Raw genomic sequence first — 9,578 nt, forward strand, 5'->3', positions numbered from 1 at the left:
TTTATTTAGGGATGATGCGATATAGCAGGGCATCATCCCCGCCATCCGGTATCAGGGCAAGGCGGGTCCGGGAATTGCAAACCATGAATTCACCCGGCAGGCATATACCCTTTACCCCGGATGGGCACTGAAATTCCCATCTGCCACGCGCAACGATAAATGCCAGGATGTCACACGGTGGATGTGTCCGATCCACAGGCTCCAGACTGTATGCACTGCCGGACACATGCATCAGGTTCACCACCTGTACGGGGCCGTCCGCAAGGGTGGCGGATACCTGCGATTCTCCTGAAAACGTAAAAACTTCTCCCGGCCTGCCCAGATGTACCTTACTGCCATCCGAGGCGCGCAGGACCAGCCCATTCCCCTGCACAAGGGCTATATGCCTTGTCATGCCGGAAAAAAGCGAAAAATCCCCCTCACGATCAATTTCAGCAATACTCAGCCGCCAGACGGCGTTGCGGAGCAGAACACGGGTGATCCCACGCCCATTTTTCCATGGCTGGGGAATAAGCCCGGCAATGGATGCCACCCTGTTCTCCGCAGGGAAGAGATTGCCATTTTCTTCATCTGGTTTCATAAGGCTGTGGAATCCTGTTTATGTGTTTGCGTTATATGTAAGTACAATAATCTACAAGCATGATTGATGACCAGCCGACCGGAACCATCCGGGATCATATCGACACTCAAGAGAAGCAAAGGTAGGGGAGACGTGCAGCAGACCATGGACAAGGCGAAAACGGTCGCGCGTTATGAACAGGTGAAAGCCTTCATAATCGAGCGGATTGACTGTGGAGAATGGGAGGTTGGCCACCGGCTCCCCTCCGAACACGAACTGGTTGAAAAACTGGGCGTGTCACGCATGACCATCCATCGGGCGCTGCGTGAACTTACCGCAGACGGGATCGTCCGCCGTGCCCAAGGTGTGGGAACTTTCGTCGCCCAACCCGCCAAGCATGTTGAACTGCTCGAAATCCGCGATATTGTTGATGATATCGTGGCAAGCGGCCATCAGCACAGGGCGGAAGTCATTGCGGCTGAAACCATCCGTGCCGATAGCGACCTTGCAATTGCATTCGAGCAGAGGGCAAGCACGCGACTGTTCCGTACCCTGATCGTACATTACGAGGATGACCTGCCCCTGCAACTGGAGGAACGTTTTGTTTCACCCCAGTTTGCGCCTGATTATCTGGAACAGGATTTTACCACAACGAATCCGCACAGGCATCTGTATGGAATAGCTGGGCCTGAGGAAATCGAGCATGTGGTCTTTGCCGTAACGCCGCCGCCTGACATCTGCTCCCTGCTTCAGCTCAAGAAACCGGAGGCCTGCCTGCAACTGGTCCGGCGGACATGGGTGGAAGGTCGCGTAGTCATGAAAGGTATTTTTACCTATTCCGGCAATCGGTACAGTTTTGGCGGCCGTTACCGGGCCTGACCGGTCAATGATAACGATATGAAAGTGCCCCCGCATGCCTGAAATCGTGCTGGACCGGCCACTGACGCCGGGACAGGTTTGTGATGTTGCGCGCCGGAAATACCCTCTGCGCCTTTCTGAGGCCGCGCGGGCAAGGCTAAAGAAAGCCAACCAACGCCTGCGCATACTGGTGAATGGGGAGGCGGCGGCATATGGCCTGAATACGGGTGTTGGCGGCCTGTCCGATACCCGCATTACGCCCGAGAAACAGTCCGTCCTATCCCGCAAGATCCTGTTCAGCCACGCAACGGGTGTGGGCCAGCCATTAAGCAGCGAGCAGACACGCGCCATCATGGCCTGTGCAGTGAATCAGTACTGTCTTGGGTATTCCGGCCTGAGGGAAGAAATCGTTGACCGTCTGGTAGCTCTCCTGAAACATGACTGTCTGCCGATCGTGCCGCGTGACGGGTCAGTCGGGTACCTAACCCATATGGCGCATATTGCCCTTGCGCTGACAGGATATGGCGAACTCCAGTGCGGGAATAATATCCGCAGGCCTGCGGCACTGGTGCTACAGGATCTGGGGTTTGCTCCCCTTATCCTTGAAGCCAAGGAAGGGTTGTGCCTAGTCAACGGCCTGTCCTGTGTCACTGGCATTGCCTGCCTTGTCATGGAAGATGCTTGGGTCTGCCTTGACTGGGCCAACCGGATCGCCACTGCGTGTTTTGATATTCTGGGTGGTCAGCAGACGGCTTTTGATCCCCGATCCGCAGCCCTTCGGATGATGCCCGGTCATCGGGACATTTCCCACTATATGAACGAAAACCTTGCCGGCTCCATCCACATCGCCAGGGCTGCGGGACAGCGCACACAGGATGCTTTGAGCCTGCGCGCCATTCCCCATATCCATGGTTCCATCCACGACGCCCTGCGCAATATAATGGAAACCGTCACGCAGGAACTGGAAAGCCTGTCGGATAATCCCGCGATCATGGAAGATGAAAGCGGCATAGGCGCATTTTCACAGGCACATGCCGTGGGGGCGAGCATGGCCCGCGTCATGGATGAGGCCGCGATTGCATTGGCCAGTCTGGGCGCTATTTCCGAACGTCGTCTTGATCGTATGGTCAATCCGCTGACCAGTCCGTTCGCGCCGTTCCTGTCCAGTGATTCCGGCACCGGCAGCGGCTTTATGATCGCCCAGTACACGGCATCATCCCTGACCGGCGCAAACCGCCGCCTTGGCGCGCCAGCCTGTCTGGATGGCGGGATTACGTCAGGATTGCAGGAAGATATTCTTGTGCACGCAACGCCTGCCGCCCTTAAGGCTGCTGACGTTGTACGGAACACGCGCACCATTCTGGGTATCGAATTGCTGGCGCTGTGTCAGGCTATGGATCTGGCCGGGCTGGTCGATGAGGTCTCACCTTCGACACGCGCCCTCTATACTGCCGTCAGGGAACAGGTGCCGTTTTATGAGGAAGACCATCCCCTCTCCGACGATATGATGCATATCTCGGGCTGGATGAAAACACAGCCCCCCGGTTAAACGGGGGTTGCCTGCACGATCTTGCTCCGCACCATATCTTCGTGCTGGTGCTGGCGAATTTCACGGAACAGGATGGGTAGCCCGATCGGCATGCTGATAACGCAGGCAATAAAACCGGCAACGCCCAAAGTGGTAAAGGATGCATGATCAACGATCAGCCCGCCAATGGGCGCACCCAGTGCGTAGCCCATACGGTCCATGCCGCCACAGAAGGTGCCTACCCGCCCGGTGTGATCCAGCGTTGCGGCACTGCCCAGCAGCCAGGCGTAGGATAGCATGGAACAGTTCCAGTAAATGACCACGCCGGTTGTATAGACCCATGCATTCCCGGCCGAACAGGCCAGAAGCCCCCCTACGCCTACCCCAAGGAGGGTCAGCGTAAGAAAGACATCCCTACGTAATCTGTCCGCAAGACCACCGAATAGAAAGCTGACCCCAACACTGGAGAGGATGCAAAGGGTGGAGAGAAGGACAATATAATTAGCCGACAGGTTCAGGGAGCGTCCTACCGTTTCAGCAAAGGACCAGATAATGCTGGAACCAAGGGATGACCCGACCCATATGCACAGTAACGCAATCGCCCCGGGCGTGAACGATACCGTGCCGCCACGCCTGCTGGGCGGCGGCGCCATGGGGACATGCCGCAGCGTAAGCATGCAGGGGGCAAGGCAGATGACAATCCCGGCCAGCCCCACGAAGACCCCAAGCGCACCAAATACCTGCGTTGCATAGGGAATGGCATCAATGACGGCAACCAGAACAAGTTGCCCGCCCCCGTTGGCAATGGCGTATATCCGGTCAGGATTGTCGCTGGCTGCGGCCGCACAGACAAAGGACCGGCCCAGAAGGGCCTCCGCCAGACCAAAAACAATGGCGCAAGCCCAGAGCCAGATGAACGATGTCGCACCACTTGCGATCAGCAGTGAGGACATGACGGCAAGTGCGGCCCCCAGGAAGGCAGTGACGATAACGGGCAGGCGCAGATGCACTCTGGACAGGACGATCATGAAAACCGCAAAGGACATGATCTCGAAAAAGCCAAACAGGCTTGCCCGGCTGGCAGACTGATGCAGACCGGTCATCAGCGCATCGATCTGGAATGGCATGACGGATGAGCCGAGATATGCAAATCCCGAACAGACACTCAGCCCAAGCGAAAGCAAAAGAAGTTTCCGATCAGACGAACGGCGGCCGGTGCGTGTCCCTGTCATAATCATCAATGCCTTGTCGTACCTGATAAAAGAAGGCGCGCTTCCACTACAAAAGCGCGCCTGATAGACTACTTGACCGTCGTAATCATGGGCAGATTAAGCCCTTTTTCATGAGCACAGTCGACGGCAATCTCATACCCAGCATCGGCATGGCGCATGACGCCAGTTGCCGGGTCATTCCACAGAACCCGGCCCAGCCGCTCGGCCGCATCCGCTGTTCCATCGGCAACAATCACCATGCCGGAATGCTGGGAGAAGCCCATACCCACGCCCCCGCCATGATGCAATGATACCCATGTCGCGCCTGATGCGGTGTTGAGCAGCGCGTTCAGCAGCGGCCAGTCGGACACGGCGTCCGATCCGTCACGCATTGCCTCGGTTTCACGATTGGGGCTGGCCACCGACCCACTATCGAGATGGTCGCGACCAATAACGATAGGCGCCTTCAGTTCGCCTTTTGCCATCATTTCATTGAAGGCAAGGCCCAGGCGGTGGCGATCCCCCAGACCTACCCAGCAGATACGCGACGGCAGGCCCTGAAACTGGATCTTTTCCCGCGCCATATCCAGCCAGTTGTGAAGGTGCCTGTCATCGGGCAATAGTTCCTTGACCTTCGCATCCGTCTTGTAAATGTCTTCCGGATCACCAGACAGCGCGGCCCAGCGGAACGGCCCGACACCACGGCAGAACAGCGGCCGGATATAGGCAGGGACAAAGCCGGGGAAGGCAAAGGCATCTTCCAGCCCTTCTTCCAGTGCCATCTGCCGGATGTTGTTCCCGTAATCGAAGGTGGGAATACCCATACGGTGGAACGCCACCATCGCCGCGACCTGCGCCTTCATGGATTCCTTGGCCGCCTTTTCAACGGATGCCGGATCGGTAACGCGCAGTTTTTCAGCCTTTTCCAGCGACCAGCCTGCAGGCAGATACCCATTCAGCGGGTCATGCGCCGATGTCTGGTCGGTAACTGCATCGGGGCGGATGCCGCGACGGACCAGTTCAGGAAACACTTCAGCGGCGTTACCCAGCAGGCCTACGGATACGGCCTCACCTTTAGCGCAGGCATCATGGATGATTTCCAGCGCCTCATCCAGACTGTCCACCTTACGGTCCAGATAGCCGGTTTCCAGACGCTTCTGTATGCGTGAAGGCTCACATTCCACGGCCAGCATGGAGGCCCCGGCCATGACAGCGGCCAGAGGCTGTGCGCCACTCATGCCGCCCAGCCCACCGGTCAGTATCCACCTGCCCTTCAGGTCGCCGCCGTAATACTGGCGCCCCATTTCGACAAATGTTTCGTAGGTCCCCTGTACAATGCCCTGACTGCCGATATAGATCCACGAGCCAGCCGTCATCTGGCCGTACATCATAAGTCCGGCACGATCGAGTTCGTTGAATTTTTCCCAGTTGGCCCAATGCGGGACAAGGTTTGAATTGGCGATCAGCACACGTGGCGCATTGGCATGCGTGCGGAATACCCCCACCGGCTTGCCTGACTGTACTATCAGGGTTTCCTCATTCCCCAGATCCTTAAGACATTCGACAATACGGTCATAGCAGGCCCAGTTGCGTGCTGCCCGTCCAATACCTCCATAGACCACCAGTTCAGACGGTTTTTCCGCGACTTCGGGATCGAGGTTATTCATCAGCATGCGCATGGCTGCTTCTGTCTGCCATGACCTGGCGGTAATTTTAGCACCACGGGCGGCGCGGATGACGCGATCATTTGCCAGACGAGAATTGGAAGTAAAGATTGACTGGTTCATGTATATGATCTCCCGTTAAGGTATATAAGGAGGTTAAAACCCTGCCGCGATTGTCATGGCGGTAGTAAAGCGGGGCGCAATGTAATATTCCGGCGCACTACCTGCGATTGCGGTCCCATGTACCCCCACTGCATTGTTCGCATTCAGTGCAGGGGAAGCGATGCCTGACAATACTTTCTCATCAGTCAGGTTGATGAAGGCGACACGGATTTCAGGGTGTTTGACAAAGCCCACGCTGGGAAGACGATAGCCCAGCGAAAGATTGAAGGTTTTATATGCGGGCATTTTCTCATCATCCATAAAGGTGGAGTACTGAGAGCCGGTGTATTTGAATGAGAAACTTCCGAAGATGTTCTTGTAGTCATAGACAAGACCTACCGCCCCCTGGAAAGAGGGACTGCGGACAGCCGTTTTTCCAGCAGTTCGAAGGTAGTCATTCCCTACCTGAATATTGTTATCAATCGTGGCATGCAGGTATTCGACGGATACATATGGCGAGAAACCATGGAATGGCATCAGGCCAGCTTCAAAATCCACCCCTCGGGATGTCTGCCCACCACCATTTATTGTCGAATAGACAGCAACGTTATTGACGTAACGGAGGCTAGAAACCTGTCGGTTTGTGAAGTTGTAGTTAAACAGGGCAAGGCTGGCATGAACATATTTGTCCTGATACCGGTAACCAAGCTCTTCAGAGATTGAGTATTCCGGCTTGATGGCGGAATTGCCCTGTGTAGCAACGGCGCCGCCGGAATATGAATTATAGAGCGTATCATCAATGGGCATCAGGGTATTGGTCGTGCCATTAACAAATATCTGATGATGGTTGTTGATTTTGTAAGTAATGGACACGCGCGGCAATGGCTCAAAGTTATTTGCCGTAACGTGATACTGTGGGCCAGGCAGGCTATTGGTACCATCCCGGCTCATCATCAATGTTTTCAGGCCACCAATAATTTTGAGACGGTTATGAAGCAGGGAAATTTCATCCTGCAGGTAAAGGGCATTGGTCTGTGAAATCGTCTGCTCTTTTTCCGCGTAATAGGGCTGCCCATTGGCCATGGTAACATCATGCGTGCTCCATGCGGAGCCTGCATCCCCCCCTGCCCCAACGGATGAAAATGGCATGGAAAGACTATCGACGCTGTACTGGTACCAATACCCGAACGTTACTTTCTGAACACCAAACTTTCTGGTCAGGGAAGCATTGACCCCGCCTACGGACTGCAACCCGACATAATCGCTACGTACGCTGCCGCCCGAAGCCGCGTAATCGGGAATGTTCAGGGAAACCGGTTGGGTTCCGTAATAATTCCCATCCGTTGATAACGAGGAAGATGCAGGCGAGTTCTGCATGGCATAAAGGAAATAAGGGGTTACATTCAGCTTTATTTTTTCAGGCAATGTAAACTCAGATGGCATGCTGAGCATGATCTGCTCCCATTTCCACCGGTTCTGGGTCCAGTAATCGGAACTACCCGGACTGAATGTTCCCGACCATGCATAACTTCGCCCGGATGCCTGCCAGTCCGCCATTGTTGGGTTGGGGTTATACATATAGTCCATATCAATGTAGGACCCCATCAGGCGGATCGTATCGCCGTTATTGAATTCCTTCTTGAAGCCGAAATCAACATGGCGGCGCGTCTGTCGGCCTGGCCCCAGGGAGTTTTTTGCCGTGCCGTTGGAAAAAGAAACATAAGCAGACAGCCCGGTATGGCCGATTTCACCAGTATCGAACCGGCCATAAAACCGTTCCAGATTCAGGGTGCCGTAGCTGTAGTCGATCAGGCCACCCATCTTTTTGCTCGGGTCCCGCATCGTTGTGGTAACCTGACCACCCGATGCATTGACCACTGGCGCTGCAATTGTGGATGAGCCCTGCGTCAGGCTGACGGAGTCAATATCCTCCCCGTCGGCCCAGAACGAGGGATATCCGTTATAGGTCTCGATATCATTGACTGGCATCCCTTCCCATACCTGACCAACTTCGTTGCCACCCAACCCACGCACACTCAACTGGGTATTGGCAGCGAAACCATATGGATCGCTCTGGGAAAGGTTAGCGCCGGGAGAAAGGGAAACCGCCTGATAGGCTGTCGTCGTGGAGGCCTGTTTGTTAATATATTCAGACGTAACGGTGCTGCGCATGTCGCCGCCCGTCTGAAGGGCCATCAGGCCACCACCCGCAATGCGTCGGACCCTGCCGTAAGCCCCGTTCTCGCCCTTGGCATGAACGTGTATCACCTCCGGCTTGGATGACGGCGTGCCACGTGTTGCAGCGGCTTTTCCATCATGCGCCGCCGTATTGACATGTGCATGAGTAGGTGATGCGGCGCTGGCCAGCGAGGTCGAGGCAAGAAAAGTAGCGGTGGAGAAGGCTAGACAGGCATGAGAACGTTTGATGGTCAGCATAGCATCTTCTCAAAAATCTGTTCATATCGATTTCACAATGACAGATCAGGTTGCATATGCAACCTATTTTTTTTGCTTACATGTGAGAAAATATGCAGATTTTCACAAATTATATATAATTTATCTTTTTATATCAGTTTATTATGTTAATTTATATGTACTGACATTTAGGTAAGAAAACGCGGAATCGGTAGGAATGATGTTATCTGGATAAGAACCCTACAAAACTCACTGCCGCAATATGACCAGCGATATGTTAAGGCGCTATATAAATATATTAAATTCCATTTAATATCATAGTATTACGCCAAATTTCTTGCGCGGTCGTTCCTGCACTTTGCGAACATCACTAACAAATAAGACGGATGGAGCTGAATTTTGCCAAGTTGTATATACATTATGGTATTGCAGCAAAACCCATGATGCACTGCGATTAAATAGCCCTTAGAGGGTGTTATGTACTTTCGTGCGTGATTGGTTCAGTAATGCTGGATGACGCAAGTTCGGAAGCCGTACCTCTCTGACGTATCAGACGAAGAATGGTCGTTGGTTGTCCCGTATCTGGTTCTGATACGAGAGGACGCGGAACAGCGGCGGCATGATCTGCGCGAACTGTTCAACAGGTTGCGCTACGTGATCCACTACGGGATTGCTTGGCGCGCCATGCCGAACGATCTGCCGCCTTGGTCGGCGGTCTATCGGCAATCCCGTCGCTGGATGGAGGCAGGCTGTTGATTTTCACTGAGAACTGACCCGAGTAGGGCGGAAATTTTCATCGAGATTTGACCCATGCCTTCACACTCCCCGGCAGCATCTGCTGGGGGTTTGAGGAGTGATTGACATGGAGCTTCTGAGTGTGATCCGTCGGTGGCACTGCCGGGATCATCTTCCGATCCGCGAGATCGAACGCCGGACGGGACTGTCACGCAATACGATCCGGAAATATCTCCGGGCACAGAATATTGAACCGCGGTTCCAGTTACCCGAACGTCCCAGCCAACTGGACCCGTTTGCTGACAGGCTGAGGGGATGGCTGGTCCTGGAAGCCGCCCGCCCCCGCAAGAACCGGCGCACGGCGCGACGAGTGCATGAAGACCTTGTGGCACTGGGTTATGATGGATCCTACGGACGGGTGGCCGCTTTCATCCGGCAATGGAAACACGAACAGCACCAGGCACGCCAGACAACGGGTCGGGGTGTTTTCGTGCCCCTGAGCTTCC

6 protein-coding genes and 2 pseudogenes are annotated in these 9,578 nt (G+C 54.7%); 4 read left to right on the forward strand and 4 right to left on the reverse strand.

Annotated features, from left to right (window positions below):
- Window position 1: 1 nt before the first annotated feature.
- The gene (locus DY926_RS00945; RefSeq protein WP_116701662.1) at window positions 2-580 is read right to left on the reverse strand and encodes a HutD/Ves family protein; all 579 of its coding nucleotides are present in this window, start codon (window positions 578-580) and stop codon (window positions 2-4) included.
- 132 nt (window positions 581-712) lie between these two features.
- Between DY926_RS00945 and hutC the strand changes: the two genes are divergently transcribed.
- Together hutC and DY926_RS00955 are read left to right on the forward strand one after the other, a co-directional pair.
- Window positions 713-1,438 carry a histidine utilization repressor gene (gene hutC, locus DY926_RS00950; protein ID WP_186336030.1) on the forward strand — a complete coding sequence of 242 codons (726 nt, stop codon included), beginning with the start codon at window positions 713-715 and terminating at the stop codon, window positions 1,436-1,438.
- A gap of 34 nt (window positions 1,439-1,472) precedes the next feature.
- Window positions 1,473-2,966, forward strand: a complete 1,494-nt coding sequence (locus DY926_RS00955) for an HAL/PAL/TAL family ammonia-lyase (RefSeq protein ID WP_116701663.1) — start codon at window positions 1,473-1,475, stop codon at window positions 2,964-2,966.
- Here the strand turns inward: DY926_RS00955 and DY926_RS00960 are convergent.
- The 3 genes from DY926_RS00960 to DY926_RS00970 all read right to left on the reverse strand — a co-directional run bounded on the left by DY926_RS00960 (window position 2,963) and on the right by DY926_RS00970 (window position 8,358).
- Complete coding sequence (locus DY926_RS00960; RefSeq protein ID WP_158551896.1) at window positions 2,963-4,048, reverse strand: MFS transporter; 1,086 nt, start codon at window positions 4,046-4,048, stop codon at window positions 2,963-2,965. The two genes, DY926_RS00955 and DY926_RS00960, sit on opposite strands and share 4 nt — an antisense overlap.
- 197 nt (window positions 4,049-4,245) lie before the next feature.
- A complete protein-coding gene (hutU, locus tag DY926_RS00965; RefSeq protein ID WP_116701665.1) occupies window positions 4,246-5,943 on the reverse strand; it encodes a urocanate hydratase in 1,698 nt (565 codons plus the stop codon).
- 33 nt (window positions 5,944-5,976) lie between these two features.
- Window positions 5,977-8,358, reverse strand: coding sequence for a TonB-dependent receptor (locus tag DY926_RS00970; RefSeq protein WP_116701666.1), 2,382 nt, complete (start codon window positions 8,356-8,358; stop codon window positions 5,977-5,979).
- Window positions 8,359-8,850: 492 nt separating this feature from the next.
- On the opposite strand from DY926_RS00970, the pseudogene DY926_RS00975 reads away from it, so the two are divergent.
- Both DY926_RS00975 and DY926_RS00980 read left to right on the forward strand, forming a co-directional pair.
- A pseudogene (locus tag DY926_RS00975) lies at window positions 8,851-9,090 on the forward strand (transposase); the annotation flags it as partial.
- 109 nt (window positions 9,091-9,199) lie between these two features.
- Window positions 9,200-9,578, forward strand: a pseudogene (locus tag DY926_RS00980) (IS21 family transposase); the annotation flags it as partial.

Origin of the sequence: Komagataeibacter melaceti (assembly GCF_003403295.1) — a bacterium.
In the GTDB taxonomy this organism is placed as follows: Bacteria; Pseudomonadota; Alphaproteobacteria; order Acetobacterales; family Acetobacteraceae; genus Komagataeibacter; species Komagataeibacter melaceti.

Bases quoted from the DNA above. Each gene is read 5' to 3' on its own strand.
- DY926_RS00945 (WP_116701662.1), bottom strand. From the start codon at position 580: ATGAAACCAGATGAAGAAAATGGCAATCTCTTCCCTGCGGAGAACAGG.
- DY926_RS00970 (WP_116701666.1), bottom strand. From the start codon at position 8,358: ATGCTGACCATCAAACGTTCTCATGCCTGTCTAGCCTTCTCCACCGCT.
- DY926_RS00955 (WP_116701663.1), top strand. From the start codon at position 1,473: ATGCCTGAAATCGTGCTGGACCGGCCACTGACGCCGGGACAGGTTTGT.
- hutU (WP_116701665.1), bottom strand. From the start codon at position 5,943: ATGAACCAGTCAATCTTTACTTCCAATTCTCGTCTGGCAAATGATCGC.
- DY926_RS00960 (WP_158551896.1), bottom strand. From the start codon at position 4,048: ATGACCGGTCTGCATCAGTCTGCCAGCCGGGCAAGCCTGTTTGGCTTT.